The following is a 19982-nucleotide window of genomic DNA, read 5'->3' on the forward strand; positions in this document are numbered from 1 at the left end:
GCCCGGGAGGGGCGCCCGGGCGAGGCCCTTGCGTGAGGCGACTACGTGAGGCCGAGGGCCGGCATCGCGTAGTAGAAGACGAACACCGCCGACACGGCGTACATGGCCGCCGGGACTTCACGGCCCCGGCCGGTCGCCAGCCGCAGCACGCAGAAGCTGATGAAGCCGAAGCCGATGCCGTTGGTGATCGAGTACGTGAACGGCATCATCACCATGGCCAGGAAGGCCGGCACGGCGATGGTGAAGTCGCTCCAGTCGATGTCCTTGACCGAGCCCGCCAGGATCAGGAAGCCGACCGCCACGAGGGCGGGGGTGGCCGCCTGGGACGGGACCATGGTCGCGAGCGGGGTCAGGAACAGCGCCACGGCGAAGAGGCCGCCGGTCACGACGTTCGCCAGACCGGTACGGGCGCCCTCGCCGACGCCGGCCGTGGACTCCACGAAGCAGGTGGTGGCCGAGGACGAGGTGGCGCCGCCGGACGCGACGGCCAGGCCGTCGACCAGCAGGACCCGGTTGATGCCGGGGAACTCGCCGGTCTTCTTGTCGATCAGCTTGGCCTCGTCGCCGACGCCGAGGATCGTCCCCATCGCGTCGAAGAAGCAGGACAGCAGCACGGTGAAGACGAAGAGGATGCCGGTCAGCAGGCCGACCTTGCCGAAGCCGCCGAACAGGCTGACCTGGCCGACGAGCCCGAAGTCGGGGGCGGCCACCGGGTTGCCCGGCCATTCGGGGACGGTCAAGCCCCAGCCCGAGTCGGGCAGCCCGGCGATCAGCTGGACGGCGACGGCGATCACGGTCATGACCACGATGGAGATCAGGATCGCGCCGGGGGTCTTGCGGATCAGCAGGGCGAGGGTCAGCAGGACGCCGACGATGAAGATCAGCACCGGCCAGCCGTGCAGGTGGCCGGCCGTGCCGAGCTGGAGCGGCACGGTGGTGTGCGCGGCGTCCGGGATGCGGGTGACGAAGCCCGAGTCGACCAGGCCGATCAGCATGATGAACAGGCCGATGCCGATCGCGATGCCCTTGCGCAGGCTGAGCGGGACGGCGTTCATGACCCGCTCGCGCAGGCCGGTCGCGACCAGCAGCATCACGACGAAGCCGGCCAGGACCACCATGCCCATGGCGTCGGGCCAGCTCATGCGCGGGGCGAGCTGCAGGGCGACGACGGTGTTCACGCCGAGGCCGGCGGCGAGCGCGATCGGGACGTTGCCGATGACGCCCATGAGGAGCGTGGTGAACGCAGCCGTCAGGACGGTGGCGGTGACGAGCTGGCCGCCGTCGAGCTGGTGCCCGTACATGTCCTTCGCGCTGCCCAGGATGATCGGGTTCAGCACGATGATGTAGGCCATCGCGAAGAAGGTGGCGAAACCGCCCCGGACCTCGCGGGCGACCGTCGAGCCGCGCTCGGAGATCTTGAAGTAGCGGTCCAGTCCGGACGTGCCCTGGGGGCCGGGTTCCGGGAGGGTGGGCGCGGGGGCGGGGGCCGACGTGCTCATGCGGTCCTCTGGGTCCTCATTGCGGGGGCATTGGGGGATTCATACGAAGAAAATGGGCCATGCCCACACCGTTTCAGTATGAACACATGAACGAAAGCCCGTCCATCTCCGCGCGTAGACCCCGTTTCCGCGCACCTAGACTTGAGGGCATGGCGAAATGGACTGCGAAGCACGAGGCGCCCGAGCCCCTTGAGGGCCCGATCGTCGCGACCGTCACCGGCGGCACGATCATCTGGTTCGCCCTGTTCCTGGTCCAGCTCCCCTTCTACGGCTGGTTCGCCGACCGGGACCTGCTGTGGTGGGTCTGGTGCTGCGCGGCCGGCGGCGTGCTCGGCCTGATCGGCCTCTGGTACGTACGGGGCCGGGACGCGGCGCTCAAGCGGCACGCCGCAGCTGCGCTGGCCGCGCGGGACGAGGAAAGCGGCGCCGGCCCGGCGCCGCGCACCGGCTGACGGCAGCCGGGCCGGCCGCGCCGGCCGCGCCGGCATGCGGGCCCCGCCTTGGTGCAGGGGCGTCCGGTGCGTGCCCGACCGGGGGACGATTCGGGTCATCCCGAAGTCGGATCTTCGCGCCGCTCGGCGGGTGAACGGAGGAAACCCCCTTTACCGTCGATTGCATGACGCAGCGGGCAGAGATCGAACCCAACGGTTCCGAGCCGGTAGGCCGCGGGCCCGGCGGCGCCGCCATCGACGCCGGTGCCGAGCTCGACCCGGTGCACCCCGTCCGGCCGCCCGCGCCCCGGTTCAAGCCCGCCGGCCTGACCACCGCCGAAGTCGCCGAACGCGTCGCGCGCGGAGCCGTCAACGACGTGCCCGTCCGCAGCAGCCGCTCCACCGCCGACATCGTCCGCGCCAACGTCTTCACCCGGTTCAACGCCATCATCGGCGTGCTCTGGGTGGTCATGCTCATCGTCGCGCCGCTCCAGGACAGCCTCTTCGGCTACGTGATCATCGCGAACACCGGCATCGGCATCATCCAGGAGATGCGGGCCAAGAAGACCCTGGACAGCCTCGCCGTCATCGGCGAGGCCAAACCCAGCGTCCGCCGCGACGGCCGGACCGCCGAGATCTCCACCTCCGAGATCGTCCTCGACGACGTCATCGAGCTCGGGCCGGGGGACAAGGTCGTCGTCGACGGCGCCGTCGGCGAGGCCGACGGCCTGGAGATCGACGAGTCCCTGCTCACCGGCGAGGCCGACCCCGTCCTGAAGAAGCCCGGCGACCCGGTCATGTCCGGATCCTTCGTCGTCGCCGGCGGCGGCGCGTTCACCGCCACGAAGGTCGGCCGCGAGGCCTACGCCGCCCAGTTGGCCGAAGAGGCCACCCGCTTCACGCTCGTCCACTCCGAGCTGCGCTCCGGCATCTCCACCATCCTCAAGTACGTCACCTGGATGATGATCCCGACCTCGATCGGCCTGATCATCAGCCAGCTCGTCGTCAAGGACGACAACCTCAAGGACGCCATCGCCCGTACCGTCGGCGGCATCGTCCCGATGATCCCCGAGGGCCTGGTCCTGCTGACCTCCGTCGCCTTCGCGATCGGCGTCATCCGGCTCGGCCGCAAGCAGTGCCTCGTGCAGGAACTGCCGGCCATCGAGGGCCTCGCCCGCGTCGACGTGGTCTGCCTCGACAAGACCGGCACGCTCACCGAGGGCGGCATGGACGTCACCGAGCTCCGCCCGCTCGGCGGCGCGGAGGACACTTACGTCAGGAAGGTGCTCGGCGCGCTCGGCGAATCCGACCCGCGGCCCAACGCCAGCCTCCAGGCGATCATCGACGCCTACCCCGTCAGCGCCGAGTGGCGCTGCACCGAATCGCTGCCCTTCTCCTCCGCCCGCAAGTACAGCGGCGCCAGCTTCAGCGAGGGCGACGGCGAGAACAACACCTGGCTGCTCGGCGCCCCCGACGTACTCCTCCCGGCCGGCGACCCGGCCCTCGACGAGATCAACGAGCTCAACGAGCAGGGCCTGCGCGTCCTGCTGCTCGCCAAGGCCGCGGGCGAGCTCGACGACCCGGCCGTCGGGGCCGGGGCCCGGCCGACCGCCCTGATCGTCCTGGAACAGCGGCTGCGTCCGGACGCCGCCGACACCCTGCGCTACTTCGAGGACCAGAAGGTCCACGCGAAGGTCATCTCCGGCGACAACGCGGTCTCCGTCGGCGCGGTGGCCGGCAAGCTCGGCCTGCCGGGCGCCGAGAACACGGTCGACGCGCGCAGGATGCCGGCCGACCAGGCCGACATGGCCAGGGTCCTCGACGAGAACGCCGTCTTCGGGCGGGTCACCCCGCAGCAGAAGCGCGACATGGTCGGCGCGCTGCAGTCCAAGGGCCACACGGTCGCGATGACGGGCGACGGCGTCAACGACGTCCTGGCCCTCAAGGACGCGGACATCGGCGTGAGCATGGGCTCGGGCTCCGAGGCCACCCGCGCGGTCGCGCAGATCGTCCTCCTGAACAACAGCTTCGCCACCCTCCCCTCGGTGGTCGCCGAGGGCCGGCGGGTCATCGGCAACATCACCCGGGTCGCCACCCTCTTCCTCACGAAGACCGTCTACTCGGTGCTGCTGGCGATCCTGGTGGTCTGCTTCCAGGTCGAGTACCCCTTCCTGCCGCGCCACCTGACGCTGCTGTCCACCCTCACGATCGGCATCCCGGCGTTCTTCCTGGCCCTGGCCCCGAACAAGGAGCGCGCGAAGCCGCACTTCGTGAAACGGGTGATGCGGTACGCGATCCCGGGCGGCGTGATCGCGGCGGTGGCCACCTTCGTGACGTACCTGGTGGCCCGCCACCACTACACGGGCCCGGACGCCCTGAACGCCGAGACGAGCGCGGCGACGCTGACGCTGTTCCTGACCTCGATGTGGGTCCTGGCGATCATCGCCCGCCCGTACACGTGGTGGCGGGTGGCCCTGGTCGGCGCGATGGGAGCGGCGTTCCTGGTCGTCCTCGTCGTCCCGTGGCTCCAGGAGTTCTTCCAGCTGAAGCTGGTGGGCACCCAGATGCCGTGGACGGCCGTCGCCATCGCGGCGGGGGCGTCGCTCCTGATCGAGTTCACGTTCCGCTGGGTGGACCGGAGATTCCCGGCGTGACGGCCGGTCCGGCCCTCCCGAGGACGAGGCATCCGGCGAGCTGGGCGACGCAGGCGCAAGGGAGTGCGTACAAGGCCGAGATGGTCGTGTCCATGTCCCATACGGACGATGTGGGAGTGGTAGAGGCGTCAACGATGGGGGTGTAGGCAATGAAGGCCAGGACCGTCGCCGTAATGGTCAGAGCCGTCAGGCCCATGTACCACCCGAACATCGGTGCACTTCGCAGGACGGCGGCTCTGCGTCGTGCCATCACGGCCATCGCCGTGTTCGCGGCCATGCTCGCGATCAGCACCGGCCACACCAGGAGGGCCGAAGCTCCGCTGAAGACGCTCCAGAGGTAGTGACCCTCATCCTCGGTGGTCAGTAGGCACACGAGGGGGATCACCAGGAGCACCACCGCGATGGAGAAGGGCCAGTGCGGCACACGTCTGGCGGGTGGAGGGGGCGGCGGCCGGTCCCCCGGCACAACCACTTCCTCTCCGATCGGTTCCGTGACAGGGGGCACCTGGACCAAGGTCTCGGGCTGAACCCGGGACTCGACCTGGACCCGCACCTGGACCGCTTCTTCTCCCGTAGCGGTGCGTACCCGTACGTGGCCCTGGTGATTCCCGGGGCCGGGAAGCCGGGTCGTCCTCACCTCGACCTCGCCCCCGTCGGCCACGGGCTCTGCCGTCAGCCACGTGACGTCTGTCGTGGCTTCCACCTTGGAGTGCGCCACGGGCGGGCCTTCCACGCTGATTACGGCGGCCGGTCCGGGCGCGTCCTGGATCGCTGTCCCGAGATCCAGCGAGTCCGGACGGACCCGGGGCCGTGCAGAGCGCCGTACCCTTTCGGCCTTGTCCGCCACGCGGCGGCTGTCGTCCCGTTGCATCGCGTCCAACGTCGTCACGGCCGTCAGGGCCAGCCCGATCCCATCGCCCTGCAGGATGGATTCGAGATCCTCGATGGCCCACAACCGATCTGCGGGGCTGGGCGACTTGACAAGGGCATCCAGCTCCGGCGGAAGCGGCGGGAGTTCGGGTTCTCTCGCAGGGGCCCGGGCGATCGGAAGGTCGCGTCCATGGCCGCCGAAGACCCACAAGCGAGGCCTCTGGTGGGGCGTCAACTCACGGATTTCGTCGCAGACGTACTGGTGCAGTTCGGATACTCCGATTTCGCCGTTCCGGTCCAGGTCGGCATCACCGCTGCGCAGCCCCTTCACCACGGTGCGGGTGAAGAGCGACGCGTCACTGACGCCCTCCTGCGAGACCTCGACCGCACCGCATGCGGCCAGCACCGCGCGCCCGCGCGGGCTGGTATCGCTGATCTCGTCGAGGTTGTGGAAGCTTTCCTCCACGTGCACGTCTTCTTCATCACCTGCGCGTGTCAGCACCCCACGGTCGAACGCCCCGGCGTAACAGCAGTCGAGGACGACAACGGCGCGCCGTGCGTCGCTCCTCAGCATGAGGGTGCTCACGTACTCGGCCGGTACGGCCGTCGAGGCGAGGCGGGTGCATTTGGTGTCCTTCGTCGCGAGGAAGAGGGTGCCGAATGCGTCCTTCAGCCCATGGCACGAGAAGTGCAGCAACAGGGTGTGGTCGGATGAGCGGTCGGCGAAGAAGTTCTCCACTGCCTCCCGGAGTTCCTGGCAGCTCGGGTCGGCGAGTATCTTCACGTCGAAGTTCCCGACGCTGGCATCGCCGAGTACCTCCTCAAGCGCCGCGGCGTCGTGTGGGGGTGCCCGCAGCGCGGTGAGTTTGCTGTCGCCGTACGTGCTGGTGACGACGACGAGCGCCCTCCGGCGCGACTCAGCCACCGTCCACCTCCTCCGCACCGCGGCCGGCAGAGACGGCAAGCAGCCACGCATCGATCAGCCTGCGCTGCTCGGCGGCCCCCACCCCGGTCAGGATGAGGCGGTGGTCGCCGATCTTCAGGGTGACGTCTGCGGTCGTGGTGGCCCGGCCGCGCCAGTCGCCGACGACCGATACGACTTCCTTCAGCAGCGTCATGGCCGCGGGCAGCGTGACCAGCAGTCCGTTCGCCAGTTCCAGGGCCCCCGCCCGGGTGCCGGGTGGGGCGGGGCCCGCCTCGGCGCGCTCGACGTTCACGACGTCCAGTTCCAGCAGGTCCCTGCGGAGGGTGTCCACTTCCCGCAGTAGCGATTCGATGTCTTCGTCGGACCGCTGGACCTCGATACGCAACCGTTCGGCCATGGGTCATCGCTCCGCAGGGTCGCCGTACGTGCTCCGGCCTGCCCCCTCCCTTCCATTTTGCACGGTTTCGGGGAGGGGGCCCAGAGGAGCGGTGCAGCCGGTCCGGGCGGGTCAGTCGAACCAGCGGTCGCGGGCCAGTTCCGCCGTGCGGGAGGGGTCCTCCAGGAGGGCCGCCACCTCGAAGCGGCGGGGCCACTGGCCCGCCGACCAGGCCAGGCCCGCCGCCACGCCCTCGAGGGTGGAGGCGTGCAGGGTGCCGTCCGGGGTGCGGCGCCAGTCGAGTTCCACGCCGCCCGCGATCAGTTCCTCGTGCTCCAGGTAGGTCTCCGGGGTCGAGGGGCCGAGGAGGATCCTGACCGACTCCGGTACCTCGTGCTCCTCGCCCGGGGTCGTCACCTCCGCCGGGACCGTCTCCGAGAGGCGGCGGACCTGGAGGAGCTCCGCCAGGTCGGCCGCACGGGCCGGGGCCACCGGCAGGAGGGGGAGACCTGCCGTGAGCGGCAGGAGGTCCGGGGCGTCCGTGATCAGCGCGTCCGCCGCGTCGACCACGACGACCTCGCCGTCCACCACCGCGCGCAGCTCGTCCGGGAGCGTGACCTGCTCGGGGTCCAGATCGGCCAGGGCCCCGTACAGGGCGTGCAGTTGGCGGTCCGACACCTCGCGGTCCGGGTCGGCGAGCCGGCCCAGGAGCTCGGCGGCGCCGCCGGGTTCCTCCAGCAGGGCCGGCACGGTCGTGCGTACGCCAAGGGCCCGCAGGACCTGCTCGTCCTCGAAGCCCGTGGCGTCGGCCGAGGTGTAGAGGCCCGCCAGCAGCGGGTCGCCGCCCGCCGCGCGCAGGCCCGCCGGGCGGCGGCCGTCGAGCACCGGGTGGTCACGCAGCCACCAGGCGGTGTACGGGCGCACCGACTGCGTGGTGCCGTCCGGCAGCAGGACCCGTACGGGCTGGGTCAGCGCATCGCGCAGCGGGGGCTGCGCGAGCATGGCCAGGGCCTGGGGCCAGCAGTCGTCGTCGACCAGGTCGAGGTCGCGGACCGCGACGAGTTCCGTGGCCACGGGCGGCAGCGGCGTGTCGGGGAGCTGGTCGAGGACGTCCTCGCACCACACGTCCACCGCGTCCAGCAGGCCCGCGTCGTCGGGCTCGGCGAAGTCCCCGTCGCGGGGCTCCAGTTCGTCCGGGTCGAGGACCACATCGGTGGCGCGGACCAGCTGGAACTCGGCCAGTACCCCGCATGCGGTCAGCGGCTGCGCACCCCACCGGTCGGCCAGTTCGGCCTCCACGTACGGGACTTCGTCCTCGCGGATCACCGAGGCCAGCGGGGAGCCCGGCAGCAGGAGCTCGCCGGCGGGCGTGAGCTCGCCGTCCTCGTCCGGGAGGGCCAGCGCGCCCAGCCACGGCTCGTCGCCCGGCGCCAGATCGGCCTCCCGGACCAGGCCCAGGACCACCTCGGCCAGCTCGTCCGCATCGAGGGCGTCCTCGTCCCAGATCTCCCCGGCGTCGAGGGAGGCGGCCACCGCGGCCCGTACCTGCGGGGTCGTCAGGACCGCGCGGGGCGTGGCCGGGAGCGCGCCGAGGCGCTCCAGCAGCGGGTGCGCCGCGTCCGGGTGGGCCACCTTCAGACCCATCCGGGCCAGGTCCTTCGGGGTGTCCGCGTCGGGCAGCAGTACGTGACGCGGGCCGATCGTGGTCCGCCCGTCGGCCAGCGGCACCGGCAGGCCCGAGAGCCGGTCCGGATCCACCCCGGCCAGGGTGTCGTACAGCCGGTGCCACCAGTCCGGGGTGCGCTCGATGCCCGCGATCCGCTCGATGGCGTCCCCCAGCGGCAGCCGGCCCACGCCCAGCGTGCGCAGCTCGGCCCGGCGCTCCAGCCCGGCGGGGAGGAGGGTCGGCAGGACCTCGGCGAGGACCCGTACGGTGTCGGCGCCCGCGCCCTCCACCACCTCGGCCTCGAACGGGCGCAGCGCGGACCGCTCCTCGGCGTGCTCGGCGGGAGCCGCCGGGGCGAGGAAGGCCGTACGGGGCAGCCGCTGCAGCACGGCCGCGCGCAGTGCCCCGTCCAGTACGCCCTTGCCGAGCGGCCCGGGTACGAGGTCCACGAGCGCGGTGCTCACCGGGTCCCAGGCGCCCAGCAGTTCGGCGTACGCATCGGCCGCGCGCTCCACCAGGAAGTCGGTCAGCGGCCCCGGCGCGGGGTGCCGGCGGGCGGTGTCCAGCGGCAGCGTCGCGATGAGCAGGGCGGGGATGCCCAGCGGTTCGTCGGTCGGGGTCGGTGCGTGCACCACGCTTGCGGTGGCCGGGCGTACGGGGGCGCCGTCGGTGTCGACGGGCACGGCCCAGGACACCGTCCAGACGGGCCGCAGCCGCTCCTCGACGGGCCGGTCGGCGAGCAGCGCCCGCTCGATGGGGCCGCTGTGGCGGACGGTGCGCCAGCGCCGGGTCTCGCCCCCGGTGCCTCCTGCCGAGTCCTCGATGACGGTGTACGCGCCCTCGTCGCGGCGGCGCAGCGTGCGGGTGCCCTCCCCCGGGGTCTCCACGAGGATCTCGGCCAGCCCGGGCAGGGTGAGCAGCAGCGCGTCGTCGATACCGGCCAGCAGCCGCTGCACCAGGTCCTCGGCGGCGGCGTCGCGCAGCGGGAGGACCACGACCGTGTCGTACCCGTCGGGGGCGGTGCCCTCCGCGGGCAGCGGCAGCCGCAGCAGCGGGACGTGCCCGTCGCGGCGGCGCAGCTCGTCGCCGAGGCCGGGGCTGCCGTTCGCGGCGTCGCGGGCCAGTTCGCGGGCCTCGGCCAGGGACCAGCGGACACCGCCGTGGCGGCCGAGTACGGCGGGCTCGTCGGACACCGCGAGGACGGCCGCGAAGCCGACGCCGAAACGGCCCACGGTGTCGGCGGAGCCGGTCGCGCCGGTCGTGCCGGTCGATCCTGCGGGCTCCCGCTTCGCGGAGGCCCGCAGGGTGCTCAGCGACTCCACGCCCGTCGCGTCCAGCGGGGCTCCGGTGTTGGCGACGGCCAGCACCGCGTGCCCGCCCTCGCCGGGGTGCAGGGTGAGCCGGAGCCGGCCGGGCACTCCGGCCCGGGCCGCGGCGTCCGCTGCGTTCTGTGCCAGCTCGACGACGAGCCGGTCGCGGTAGCCGCCGAGGGCAAGGTCCTCCTCGGCGTTGGCGTCCTCCCGGAAGCGGGCCGGGCCCGCGCCCCAGGCGTCGAGCACCCCGCGCCGCAGCCGGGCCGTGCCGAAGGGGTCCACGCCGCCCTGGGCCGCCGTCACTCGCACGCTCACGCCGCTGCCTCCAAGCTGTCCTGCACTGCACTGCATTCACCGAGTGCCGAATGCCGAGGCCTTGAAGGTATCGCGTGCGGCCCCCGGCGGTCGGGGCGGCCGGGCCCGTGCCGGGCCACGGCCTGAGCCGGGCCGGTGAGATGCGCGAACACGACGACGTCGGAGTCCCAGTGGCGGTCCGCGGTGAGGTTGCCGCCGCAGGTGATCAGGCGGAGTTGGGCCGCGCCGTGGGTGTCCCCGTAGACCTTGTCCGTGGGGAAACGGTCCTTCTCGTACGTGTCGGCTTCGTCGGCGGCGAACACGGTGGTGGTGCCGTCGGCCCGGTGGACCTCGATCCGCTTCTCCTTCGGGTGTCCATGTGGCCGACGATGGCCGGGGCCGCCCCGGCGGGCGCGGGGGAGGCCTGGGCCGCGGCGCCGCCCGCCGAGCAGCCGGAGGCGAGGACCACGGCCAGCCCCGCGGCCCCCGCCGGGGCGGGGCTCGGCTGCAGCGGCTTGACGTCGGGCTTCCCGCCGCCTCCACCGGCCTCCGTCGAGAACTTGACGGTGTCGGACTCCTTGCCGCCGGAGTCCTTCGACGGCTTCAGCGAGGCGGTGGCGGCGGGGCTCGTGCTGTGCCCGGCCGAGGGAGCCGGAGTTGCGTCGGCGGCGAACGCGGTGGCGGTGCTGGCGAGGGTCAACGCCGAGGCGAGGGCTACGCCTGCGAGGTCCCGGGCCGCGCGCCGAGTCCGGAACGACGGAGCCCCCGGCGACGCGAGGTCGCCGGGGGCTCCGTACGGGTGCGGGCTGCGGGGTGCGGTCAGAGCTTCTCGATCACGTAGTCGATGCACGCGGTCAGCGCCTGCACGTCCGCCGGGTCGATCGCCGGGAACATCGCGATGCGCAGCTGGTTGCGGCCGAGCTTGCGGTACGGCTCGGTGTCCACGATGCCGTTGGCGCGCAGCACCTTGGCGACGGCGGCCGCGTCGATGTCGTCCGAGAAGTCGATCGTGCCGATGACGGCGGAGCGCTTGTCGGCGTCCACGACGAACGGGGTCGCGTACTTCGACGCCTCCGCCCAGCCGTACAGGTTGCGCGCGCTGGCCGCCGTACGGCCGGTCGTGAACTCCAGGCCGCCCTGGCCGTTCATCCACTCCAGCTGCTGGTTCAGCAGGAAGAGGGTGGACAGTGCCGGGGTGTTGTACGTCTGGTTCTTCAGCGAGTTGTCGATCGCCGTCGGCAGCGAGAAGAACTCCGGGATGTGCCGGCCGGACGCGTGGACGCGCGCCGCGCGCTCCAGGGCCGTCGGGGAGAACGCCGCCAGCCACAGGCCGCCCTCGGAGGCGAAGGACTTCTGCGGGGCGAAGTAGTAGACGTCGGACTCGGTGATGTCCACCGGCAGACCGCCGGCACCCGAGGTCGCGTCCACCAGGACGAGTGACCCGGCGTCGGCGCCCGCGACGCGCTTGACCGGCGCCGCCACACCCGTCGAGGTCTCGTTGTGCGTGTACGCGTACACGTCGACGCCCGCTTCGGCCACCGGCTCGGGGTGCGTGCCCGGCTCGGAGGAGATCACGGTCGGTTCGTCCAGCCACGGCGCGAGCTTCGCGGCCTTGGCGAACTTGGAGGAGAACTCGCCGAAGGTCAGGTGCTGGGACTTCTGCTCGATCAGCCCGTGCGTCGCGATGTCCCAGAAGGCGGTGGAGCCGCCGTTGCCCAGGATCACCTCGTAGCCCTCGGGGAGGGAGAAGAGGTCCCGGAGGCCCTGACGCACCGAGCCGACCAGGTTCTTGACCGGGGCCTGGCGGTGCGAGGTTCCGAGCAGGGAGGTACCGGTGGCGGCGAGGGCGTCCAGCGCCTCGGTCCGCACCTTGGAGGGGCCCGCGCCGAAGCGTCCGTCGGCGGGCTTGATGTCAGCGGGAATCTGGATCTCGGCCACGAGCGGAGCGTATCCGGTCCCGGTCCACGCCTTGGAGGCGCGTCCACCCGATGAGACGAGTCCGGCCGGTGGGAGGGTGGGGCCGTGACGTCACCCGGGGAACTCGAACGGACATTGCGGCAGAACCTGCGCGGGGAGGTGGACTTCGGGGCCGCGGCCCGCGCCCTCGCGACGATGGACGCCTCGAACTACCGGCGCGTCCCGGTCGGCGTGGTCGCCCCGCGCGACGCCGGGGACGTGGCGGCCGCGCTGCGGATCTGCGCGGACGCCGGCGTACCGGTCGTCCCGCGCGGCGGCGGCACGTCGATCGCCGGGCAGGCCACGGGCATCGGCGTGGTGCTGGACCTGACCCGGCACATGAACGCCCTCGTGTCGCTGGATCCGGCCGCCCGCACTGCCGTGGTCCAGCCGGGCCTCGTGCTCGACCGGCTGCGGGACGCGGCGCGCCCGTACGGGCTGACCTTCGGCCCCGACCCCTCCACCCACTCCCGCTGCACCCTCGGCGGCATGATCGGCAACAACGCGTGCGGGGCCCACTCGGTGGCCTGGGGGACCACCGCGGACAACGTGGCGGAGCTGGCGGTCACGGTGTACGGAGGCTCCTCGTACCGGCTCGGCACGGGCTGGGCGGGGACGCCGGCGGGCCTGCGGGAGCTGGTGACGAGGAACATGGCGGTACTGCGTACGGGCATGGCGGGAGGTTTCTCGCGGCGGATCTCCGGATACGGCGGGCTGGACGCGCTGCTGCCCGAGCGGGGCGTACAGGTGGCCCGGGCGTTCTGCGGGAGCGAAGGCACGCTCGGGGTGGTGACCGAGGCGGTCGTACGCCTGGTGGAGGCGCCGCGCGCGCCGGCGCTCGCGGTCCTCGGGTACGCGGACGAGAGCGCGGCGGCGGATGCGGCGGCGGGGCTGCTGGGGTTCGGGCCGCTGACGGTGGAGGGCATGGCGCAGGACCTGGTGGGCTCGGCTTCCGGGCTCCCCAGGGGCGGGGCGTGGCTGTTCGCGGAGATGCGGGACGAGGGCGCAGCCCGGTTGCTCGTACGGGCCGCCGACGCGGTGGACTCGGCCGTGATCACTGACCCGGCGGGGCAGCGGGCGCTGTGGCGGATCCGCGAGGACGCGGCGGGCACGGCGACGCGGCTGCCTGACGGGAGCATGGCCTGGCCGGGCTGGGAGGACTGCGCGGTGCCGCCGGCCCGGCTGGGCGCGTACCTGCGGGAGTTCCGCGCGCTGCTGGCGGCGCACGGGCTGCGCGGGACCCCGTACGGGCACTTCGGCGAGGGCTGCGTCCACGTACGGATCGACTTCGACCTGGTGTCGGAGGCAGGGGTCGCCCGCTTCCGGGAGTTCTCATCGGATCTGGCGGACCTGGTGGTCTCCCACGGCGGCTCCCTCTCCGGGGAGCACGGGGACGGGCAGGCGCGGGCCGAGCTCCTGCCGAGGATGTACGGGGACGAGGTCGTCCGGCTCTTCGGCGCGTACAAGGACGTGTGGGACCCGGCGGGCGGCATGAACCCGGGGATGCTGGTCCGCCCGGCCCGCCTGGACGAGAACCTCCGCTTCGCGGTCCTGCCGGGCGGGGGCCTGTCGGACGGGGTGGCACGCTGCGTGGGCGTGGCGAAATGCCGCTCGACGGATACGCCCGGTCAAGGGGTGATGTGCCCCTCGTACCGGGTGACGGGGGAGGAGCAGCACTCCACACGCGGCCGGGCGCGGCTGCTGCACGAGATGCTGGCCGGGGAGATCGTGACGGACGGCTGGCGCTCGCCGGAGGTCGCCGAGGCGCTGGACCTCTGCCTGGCCTGCAAGGGCTGCCGCAGCGACTGCCCGGTGGGCGTGGACATGGCCGCGTACAAGGCGGAGTTCCTGCACCGCCACTGGGCGGGCCGCATCCGCCCGCCGGCCCACTACATCCTGGGTGGCCTGCCGGGCTGGCTCCGCCTGATCGCTGCGCTGCGGCTGGCGGCTCCCGCGAACGCGGCGGCCCGCCGCTTTCCGGTCCCGGGCCTGGCGCGGGACCGCCCCCTCCCCCCGCTGGCGCGGCAGCCGTTCACGCGCTGGTGGCAGGGGGAGGGGCGCGAGGGCGTGCCCTCGGCGGCCGCGGCGCCGCCGGGGGCTCTGCCCCCGGCCCCTCCCCCGGCTACCGCTGGGGGTGCCCCCGGCGCCTCGAACGCCGGCGGGGCCGGACGTGCCCCGGCACAGCCCGGTGCCGGCCCGGAGCATTCAACCCGTCCGGCGTTCGAGGACCGGGGGGCCGGGGGCGGAGCCCCCGCCACGCGGCGGAGCCGCATGATCCAGCGCAGCGGGAAGGGGCGGGGTGGGGAAAAGGGCCGCCCGCCGGGTCCCACCCCCACCTCCACCCCCACCCCGGCCAGGGTCACGCTCTGGCCGGACACCTTCACCGAGTACCTGTCCCCGCAGACCGGACAGGCGGCCGTCACGGTCCTCCGGGCCGCCGGCCTCGCCGTGTCCCTCCCCCCGAAGGGGGTCTGCTGCGGCCTCACCTACATCTCCACCGGCCGCCTCGACCGCGCCCGCAAAGTCCTCCGCCGCACCCTCGACGTCGTGGGCGACCCGCAGGACCCCGTCCTCGTCCTCGAACCCAGCTGCGCCGCAGCCCTGCGCACCGACCTCCCCGCCCTCCTCCCCGACGACCCGCGCGCGGAGCGCCTCGCCCGCGCCGTCCGGACCTTCGCGGAGACCCTCGAGGAGTACGCCCCCCACTGGCAGCCACCCCGTCTCGACCGTGCGGCCGTCGGCCAGACCCACTGCCACCAGCACGCGGTCCTCGGCGACGCCGCCGACCGCCGGCTGCGCGGGCGGGCCGGTCTGAGCGGCGAGCTCAGCGGCGGCTGCTGCGGCCTCGCCGGAAACTTCGGCTTCGAGCCGGGCCACCACGAGGTCTCCGTCGCCTGCGCGGAGGAACAGCTGCTCCCGGCCCTGCGCGCAGCCCCGCCCGGCGCCGCGATCCTGGCGGACGGGTTCTCGTGCCGTACCCAGATCGCCCAGCTCTCCGACGCCGGCGGGAGCCGGGCCCGCCACCTGGCGGAACTGCTGGCGGAGAGCCTGTAAGGCAACGCACGCCCCGATGGCCCTTACGTACCCCTTAGTCTGGATGAATGCCCGCACCCTCCCCCAAATCCGCCCCCATCCCCACCCCGGCGGCCGCCGGCCTCACGACTTCGGCCCCCTCGGCCACGGCCCTCCCGACGGCCGCCGGCCCGTCGCGTTCCGGCCCGGTCGCACTGGTGGTCGCGGCGGGGATCTCGGTGCAGTTCGGTGCCGCGCTCGCGGTCATGATCATGCCGCGGGCGGGCGCCGCGGGCGTGGTCACGCTGCGGCTGGCGGCCGCCGCGCTGGTGCTGCTGGTCCTGTGCCGCCCGAAGGTGCGCGGGTACTCGCGTGCGGACTGGGGCACGGTCGTCGCCTTCGGCGTGGCGATGGCCGGCATGAACGGGCTCTTCTACCAGTCCATCGACCGGATCCCGCTCGGCCCGGCCGTCACCCTCGAGGTGCTCGGCCCCCTCGTCCTCTCGGTCGTCGTCTCGCGCCGTCTGGTGAACCTGCTGTGGGCCGGCCTGGCCCTGGCCGGTGTCGCCCTGCTGGCCGGCCACGGCGGCGGCAGCGGCTTCGGCGGCCTCGACCTCCTGGGCGCGGCCTTCGCGCTCGGAGCGGGCGCGATGTGGGCGGCGTACATCGTGTTCAGCGCGCGTACGGGCCGCCGCTTCCCGCAGGCGGACGGGCTGGCCCTCGCCATGGCGGTGGCGGCGGTGCTGTCCCTCCCCCTGGGCGTGGTCGAGGCGGGCTCCGACCTCCTGGTCCCGGGCACGCTGGCCCTGGGGGTGGGTGTCGCCGTCCTGTCCTCCGTCCTGCCGTACACCCTGGAACTCCTGGCGCTGCGCCGCCTTCCCGCACCGACGTTCGCGGTCCTGATGAGCCTGGAGCCGGCGATCGCGGCCACGGCCGGGTTCCTGCTCCTGAACCAGGCGATGTCGGCGCCGGACGCGCTGGCCATCGCGCTGGTCATCGCTGCGAGCATGGGCGCGGTCCGCTCCCAGACCCGGAAGGCGGTCGCCTGATGCCGGCGACGGACGAGGCCGACGCGTACCTGGCCGGGGCGCCGGAGGGCCGCCGCGAGGCGCTGACGCGGCTGCGCGAGCTGTGCCTGGCGGAGCTGACGGGCTTCGAGGAGGTCATGGCGTACGGCATGCCGGCGTACGTACGGGCCGGGGCGGAGGCGGCGGAGATCGCCTGGGCGAACCAGAAGCAGTACATCTCCTTCTACCTGCTGCGCACGGACGTCCGGGACGCCTTCGCGGACCGCCTGGCCGGTCACGACATGGGCAAGGCCTGCCTCCGCTTCCGCCGCCCGTCGGCGGTGGACTTCACCCTGCTCCGCGACCTCCTCCACGCCACGGCATCGGCAGCCCCGGGCCCGGTCTGCACCTGACCGGTGGGCCGGCCGCCGCGAGCCCGCCCCGCCCCCTCAGGCGTCGGGGCCGGACCAGGCACGGTCTTCGTCCCGCCCGCCGTCTGCGTACCGGGCCGTCATCGCCCTCAGGGCGTCCCGGATCCGGGCCCGCAGGGGCGGCGGGGAGAGGACCTCCGCGTCGGGGCCCAGGGCCAGGAACTGCGCCTGCGCCTGCTCTTGCGACTCGATCGGCAGGACCGCCCGGGTCCACCCCGCCAGCTCCGGGTCCGGGGCACCACCGGCGGCCAGGGCCCGCGCCTGGGCTCCCGTCAGCTGTGCAGCGCCCTGCGGGGAGAGCCGTACCACCGCCTCCTCCGGATGGAGCCGCGCATGGAACTCCTCCTGCGTCCTGCGCCAGTGCGCCGCCAGCTCGAAGCCCTCCGGCAGCAGGCACTCCTGCACCGTCTCGCGGACCGACAGGATCTGGTCCACCCGGTACGTCCGCGGCCCGGCCGTCCCGGCCGTCCCGGCAGTCCCGGCAGTCCCGGCCGGCCCCGTCGAGCCGGCAGTCTCGGCCGTCCCGGCAGTCCCGGCCGTCCCGGCCGGCGCCGCCACTCCCGCCGGCCCCGCAGGGGCGGCCACCAGGTACCAGCGGCCCGCCTTCAGCACCAGCCCGTACGGCTCGAGCCGCCGGTCCACCTCCTGCGGCTCCTTCCACCGCCGGTAGCGCACCTCGATCACCCGCCCGCGCCACACCGCGTCCGCGACCTGCGCCAGGTACGGGGTCTCCTCGTGCTCCGCGTACCACCCCGGCGCATCCAGGTGGAACCGCAGCCGCATCCGGTCCGCCTGCTCCCGCAGCTCCGCCGGCAGCGCCGCCCGCAGCTTCAGCTGGGCCGCCGACAGGGCCTGCCCGAGCCCGAGTTCCGCCGCGGGACCCGGCATTCCGGTCAGGAACAGCGCCTCCGCCTCGCCCGTGCTCAGCCCGGTCAGCCGGGTCCGGTAGCCGGCGAGCAGCTGGTAGCCGCCGCTGTGCCCGGCGTCCCCGTACAGCGGGACGCCCGCCACGGCCAGCGCCTCCGCGTCGCGGTAGACCGTACGGACGGACACCTCCAGCTCCTGCGCGAGCTCGGCGGCGGTCATCCGCCCCCGGGTCTGGAGCAGCAGCAGGATCGACAGCAATCGGCTGGACTTCACTGACACAGGATGTCAGTGGAGCGCTCCTACGGTGCGGTGCATGAACGACTTCGACTTTCTCCTCGGCACCTGGGACGTCGCCAACCGCCGGCGCACCGACTTCCTCGACCCGGACAGTGGCTGGGAGGAGTTCCCGGGCCTGTCCAAGGCCTCCCGCCACTTCGACGGCGCCGCGAGCTTCGACGAGATCGAGTTCCCGACGAAGGGCTTCGCCGGCCTGACCCTGCGCCTGTACGACCCGGAGCGCGGGCAGTGGTCGCTGTACTGGGCGAGCCGCCGCACCGGGACCCTCTTCCCGCCGGTCGCCGGCCGGTTCAGGGACGGCACCGGCGTCTTCGAGGGCGAGGACACCCACGCCGGCAAGGCCGTCCGGGTGCGGTTCGTGTGGAAGGACATCCGGGCCGACTCCGCCCGCTGGGAGCAGTACTTCTCCCTCGACGGGGGCACGACATGGCTCCTCAACTGGACGATGGACCTGACGCGGCGCGCCGTGCAGCCCGCCTGAGCCCGTCGAGTCCGGGAACGCGCCCGCCCCGCCGGCTACGGGGGTGTTCGGCGGGGCGGGCGCACCCGGGGTGAAGGCCTCACCCGGCCGTCAGCCCAGCGGCAGGTCCAGGTACGACGGCGTGGCCTCCGGGGAGGTGAAGGCCAGCGTGGCGCGCGGCAGGTTGGAGTCCCCGTAGAACGGGTCGCGGGCGTCGATCACCAGCATCAGCCGGTGCCCGCGCGGGACGTCGTACGCCGTCGCCTGGAGCTCGATGTCGGCGCTGACCAGGCTGTCGGGCGGAGAGTCGAGGTCGGAGTACGGGGCGTGCGTGACGATGTGCGCCGTCCCGTCGGGCGCCACGGCGAGCAGGTAAGCGACGAACGACGACTTGGAGTTCGCGGCCCGGTACGTGACGCGCAGGCGGGGCGTGCCGCGCAGCCGGGTGGTCTCCGTCTCCGGGTCCGTGGCCCAGACCGCGGCGACGGTGCGGTCGATGTCGCCGGTCCGGTAGGCCTTCGGGCGGCCCGCGATCTCGTCGTACCCCGACCGCACGATCTCGTCGGCCACGGTCGCCGGGGTGTCCACCCCGCACAGGACGCCCGCGCTCCAGCCGGCCTCGGGCCGCTCGGTGAGCTCCGCGCCGCTCGCCAGGTACAGACGGCGCACCCCTTCGGTGACGGAATGCCAGGTGGGACGGGGTTCCAGCGTCCGGCCCCACATGACCTCGCTGAGTATCTGGCCCTCGTCGGCGATGCCGTTGTCGATGCCCTTGAGGTGCTGGTCGAACCAGCGGTGGGCGTTCGTCCAGATCCGGTTGGGCAGGCCGATCATGCCCGTCATCTCGGGCCCGGAGTGGTCGCCGATGGAGAAGTCGAGGCGCTTGGGTCCGGTGAGCTCGTTGAACATCTTCAGGGTCTGGTTGCCGGGGAAGAGCGTCTCGTGCCAGGCGTGCGAGAAGTACACCGGGACCTGGCGGCGGTTGAGCTCCTTGATGTGGCTGAACGGCGAGCGCGGCTCGGCCCAGCGCAGGGTGCCCCGGATGTCGCGGCCCGCGAGGACGTTCTCGAACACGCTCTGCGTCTGCGGGCTCAGCCGGGCCTTGGAGGCGGCCTTGAGCAGCGCCTCCACCGACGCCACGTGCCGGGTCCGGTTCTCGTAGAACGCCTCGCCGAGGTCGCCCCAGGTGCTGAGCGCGACCACCGCGTCGACGCGGGTGTCGTGCGCGGCGACGAGCTGGCTGATGCCCGAGCCGTACGAGTCCCCGAGGAAGCCGATCCTCGTGACCGGGCCGGCGGTGCGCTCGATGAGGTGGTCCAGGGCCCGGCTGCCGTCGGCGACGTCGAGCGGGCCGGCCACGTCGACCTGGCCTTCGGAGCCGGCGAAGCCGCGGGTGCTGTAGGCGAGGACGTTGTAGCCGCGCGCCGCGAAGACGCTGGCCTGGACGGCGTACGGGAGCCAGCCGTGGTTCGTCCACGGCGAGGGCATCACGATGACCGGCCGCGGCTGGACCCCGTTGTGCCGCCACAGCGCGGCGTCGAGCAGGTCCCCGTCGGCGCCGGCGACCTTGGCGCGGCTGAAGACGGCGACGGACCGGGTGTCGGCGACCTCGGCGGCGCGGGCGGGGGCGAGGCCGGTGACGTCGCCGGTCTCGAGGGCGGTGACGAAGGCGGCGAGGGTGGTCGCGTCGAGTTCGGGATAGAGGGAGAAAGCGGCTGGGATCACGTCGGTTCATCCTCTTCGTCGAGTGACGTTCGGCGAGTGACTTCGAGTGACTTCTGCGCGAATGACTTCTCCGCGAGTGACTTCTGAGAGTGAGTTCTTCGCGGGGGACGAGGCGTTCAGTATCGATGCGACATCCGGTGATCTTTCGGTGCTTTCCGACGTACGGCCTGAATCGCCCCCTCCGGGCCCGCGGCGCCCG

The 19982-nt window shown here is 73.1% G+C and carries 14 protein-coding genes; 6 read left to right on the forward strand and 8 right to left on the reverse strand.

The window, feature by feature from the left end; all coding sequences use genetic code 11:
- Positions 1 to 41 precede the first annotated feature (41 nt).
- Positions 42 to 1499, reverse strand: coding sequence for an NCS2 family permease (locus ACZ5WG_RS17505; protein ID WP_468724070.1), 1458 nt, complete (start codon positions 1497 to 1499; stop codon positions 42 to 44).
- Positions 1500 to 1648: 149 nt separating this feature from the next.
- Between ACZ5WG_RS17505 and ACZ5WG_RS17510 the strand changes: the two genes are divergently transcribed.
- Positions 1649 to 1951: a DUF2530 domain-containing protein gene (locus ACZ5WG_RS17510; protein WP_468724071.1), complete on the forward strand. Its 303-nt coding sequence runs from the start codon at positions 1649 to 1651 to the stop codon at positions 1949 to 1951.
- Positions 1952 to 2115: 164 nt separating this feature from the next.
- Complete coding sequence (locus ACZ5WG_RS17515) at positions 2116 to 4584, forward strand: cation-translocating P-type ATPase (protein WP_468724073.1); 2469 nt, start codon at positions 2116 to 2118, stop codon at positions 4582 to 4584.
- Here ACZ5WG_RS17515 and ACZ5WG_RS17520 read toward each other — a convergent pair.
- The 5 genes from ACZ5WG_RS17520 to serC form a co-directional block, all read right to left on the reverse strand.
- Positions 4547 to 6379, reverse strand: a complete 1833-nt coding sequence (locus ACZ5WG_RS17520; protein ID WP_468724075.1) for a caspase family protein — start codon at positions 6377 to 6379, stop codon at positions 4547 to 4549. The two genes, ACZ5WG_RS17515 and ACZ5WG_RS17520, sit on opposite strands and share 38 nt — an antisense overlap.
- Positions 6372 to 6776, reverse strand: coding sequence for a hypothetical protein (locus tag ACZ5WG_RS17525; protein WP_468724076.1), 405 nt, complete (start codon positions 6774 to 6776; stop codon positions 6372 to 6374). The genes ACZ5WG_RS17520 and ACZ5WG_RS17525 overlap by 8 nt, the downstream gene beginning before the upstream one ends.
- 111 nt (positions 6777 to 6887) lie before the next feature.
- Complete coding sequence (locus tag ACZ5WG_RS17530; protein ID WP_468724077.1) at positions 6888 to 10049, reverse strand: sacsin N-terminal ATP-binding-like domain-containing protein; 3162 nt, start codon at positions 10047 to 10049, stop codon at positions 6888 to 6890.
- Positions 10046 to 10480, reverse strand: coding sequence for a sortase domain-containing protein (locus tag ACZ5WG_RS17535; protein ID WP_468724539.1), 435 nt, complete (start codon positions 10478 to 10480; stop codon positions 10046 to 10048). The genes ACZ5WG_RS17530 and ACZ5WG_RS17535 overlap by 4 nt, the downstream gene beginning before the upstream one ends.
- A gap of 367 nt (positions 10481 to 10847) precedes the next feature.
- Positions 10848 to 11966 (reverse strand): phosphoserine transaminase, encoded by a 1119-nt coding sequence (serC, locus tag ACZ5WG_RS17540; RefSeq protein WP_468724078.1) that lies wholly within the window; start codon positions 11964 to 11966, stop codon positions 10848 to 10850.
- A gap of 174 nt (positions 11967 to 12140) precedes the next feature.
- Here serC and ACZ5WG_RS17545 point away from each other — a divergent pair, with 174 nt between their 5' ends.
- Genes ACZ5WG_RS17545 through ACZ5WG_RS17555 form a run of 3 tightly spaced genes read left to right on the forward strand, consistent with a single transcriptional unit; the run spans position 12141 to position 16416 of the window.
- Positions 12141 to 15038, forward strand: coding sequence for an FAD-binding and (Fe-S)-binding domain-containing protein (locus tag ACZ5WG_RS17545; protein WP_468724540.1), 2898 nt, complete (start codon positions 12141 to 12143; stop codon positions 15036 to 15038).
- Between the two features lie 47 nt (positions 15039 to 15085).
- Positions 15086 to 16045 carry an EamA family transporter gene (locus ACZ5WG_RS17550; RefSeq protein WP_468724079.1) on the forward strand — a complete coding sequence of 320 codons (960 nt, stop codon included), beginning with the start codon at positions 15086 to 15088 and terminating at the stop codon, positions 16043 to 16045.
- Positions 16045 to 16416, forward strand: a complete 372-nt coding sequence (locus ACZ5WG_RS17555) for a DUF1801 domain-containing protein (protein ID WP_468724080.1) — start codon at positions 16045 to 16047, stop codon at positions 16414 to 16416. Before ACZ5WG_RS17550 ends, ACZ5WG_RS17555 begins: the two co-directional genes overlap by 1 nt.
- A 36-nt stretch (positions 16417 to 16452) precedes the next feature.
- On the opposite strand, the gene ACZ5WG_RS17560 is transcribed toward ACZ5WG_RS17555, so the two are convergent.
- Positions 16453 to 17574 (reverse strand): helix-turn-helix transcriptional regulator, encoded by a 1122-nt coding sequence (locus ACZ5WG_RS17560; RefSeq protein ID WP_468724082.1) that lies wholly within the window; start codon positions 17572 to 17574, stop codon positions 16453 to 16455.
- Between the two features lie 40 nt (positions 17575 to 17614).
- Here ACZ5WG_RS17560 and ACZ5WG_RS17565 point away from each other — a divergent pair, with 40 nt between their 5' ends.
- Positions 17615 to 18079, forward strand: a complete 465-nt coding sequence (locus tag ACZ5WG_RS17565) for a hypothetical protein (protein ID WP_468724083.1) — start codon at positions 17615 to 17617, stop codon at positions 18077 to 18079.
- A gap of 90 nt (positions 18080 to 18169) precedes the next feature.
- Here the strand turns inward: ACZ5WG_RS17565 and ACZ5WG_RS17570 are convergent, their stop codons facing one another.
- Complete coding sequence (locus ACZ5WG_RS17570; protein WP_468724085.1) at positions 18170 to 19783, reverse strand: alpha/beta fold hydrolase; 1614 nt, start codon at positions 19781 to 19783, stop codon at positions 18170 to 18172.
- Between the last annotated feature and the right edge of the window lie 199 nt (positions 19784 to 19982).

It is taken from the genome of Streptomyces sp. NPDC032745, from assembly GCF_055579465.1.

Bases quoted from the DNA above. Each gene is read 5' to 3' on its own strand.
- ACZ5WG_RS17525 (WP_468724076.1), bottom strand. From the start codon at position 6,776: ATGGCCGAACGGTTGCGTATCGAGGTCCAGCGGTCCGACGAAGACATC.
- ACZ5WG_RS17550 (WP_468724079.1), top strand. From the start codon at position 15,086: ATGCCCGCACCCTCCCCCAAATCCGCCCCCATCCCCACCCCGGCGGCC.
- ACZ5WG_RS17545 (WP_468724540.1), top strand. From the start codon at position 12,141: ATGGACGCCTCGAACTACCGGCGCGTCCCGGTCGGCGTGGTCGCCCCG.
- ACZ5WG_RS17565 (WP_468724083.1), top strand. From the start codon at position 17,615: ATGAACGACTTCGACTTTCTCCTCGGCACCTGGGACGTCGCCAACCGC.
- ACZ5WG_RS17515 (WP_468724073.1), top strand. From the start codon at position 2,116: ATGACGCAGCGGGCAGAGATCGAACCCAACGGTTCCGAGCCGGTAGGC.
- ACZ5WG_RS17510 (WP_468724071.1), top strand. From the start codon at position 1,649: ATGGCGAAATGGACTGCGAAGCACGAGGCGCCCGAGCCCCTTGAGGGC.
- ACZ5WG_RS17505 (WP_468724070.1), bottom strand. From the start codon at position 1,499: ATGAGCACGTCGGCCCCCGCCCCCGCGCCCACCCTCCCGGAACCCGGC.
- ACZ5WG_RS17555 (WP_468724080.1), top strand. From the start codon at position 16,045: ATGCCGGCGACGGACGAGGCCGACGCGTACCTGGCCGGGGCGCCGGAG.